The organism is Putridiphycobacter roseus (assembly GCF_003234935.1).
GTDB classification, from domain to species: Bacteria; Bacteroidota; Bacteroidia; order Flavobacteriales_D; family Crocinitomicaceae; genus Putridiphycobacter; species Putridiphycobacter roseus.
In genome coordinates this window covers 1-626 of the sequence record NZ_QKSB01000078.1, presented here as the reverse complement: position 1 = coordinate 626, position 626 = coordinate 1, and the positions used below count along the sequence as shown (strand labels likewise).

Here is a 626-nt window from a genome sequence, read left to right as displayed (position 1 = left end):
AATTGGTGATCATGATATGGTATACGAACTCTACTGGCCAATCTTCTCTGACTGGTCTCAACACCTCGAAATGAGAATTCTTGCCTACTACATCATCATGGAATCTCATCCTCCAATTTCCCGTCTTCTCAACATGTACTGGGAACTCCAAACCGAACCAAGCACTGAACTTTACCACTTCCATTACACTTACTTGTGGTCAATGGCACACACCACCGATCCTTGCCATCAAGTGTTCAGATTAAACGCTGCCCAAATTCTCAAATACACCCGCAAACCCAACCAACAAGGATGGTCAATGTATCATCAAGCCGACTACATCGACAAAGAATACAAATTCGGTGGAGATTTCAGCGCTCTTACCGTTGCCACTGAAACTTCCAGAATGTTGCACTTCGAAATGAACTCCCAAATGTTCAATGTACGTTCTAACTACTTCAACTTCTACATTAGAATCGATGGTTTGACCGAAACTATCCACAAGAAATTGCATTTGAACTTGGACAGCACCACTCAATTGTTCAACTATGATCAAGTATGGGATTTGATCAAATCTTTTGCTGACAACAAGGACATCCATGTATTTGTTGCCGTTGGACACGAGCACCAAGTTATTCAGACCTGCT

General features: G+C 42.2%; 1 protein-coding gene and 1 pseudogene. Both read left to right on the top strand.

Features of this window, described 5'->3' with window-relative positions; genetic code table 11:
• Positions 1-16 precede the first annotated feature (16 nt).
• Positions 17-184: pseudogene (locus tag DNU06_RS18255) on the top strand (hypothetical protein); the annotation flags it as partial.
• An 18-nt stretch (positions 185-202) separates the two neighbouring features.
• Positions 203-626, top strand: a 424-nt coding sequence (locus tag DNU06_RS17585) for a hypothetical protein (RefSeq protein ID WP_233503079.1), incomplete at its 3' end; no start/stop codon positions are given.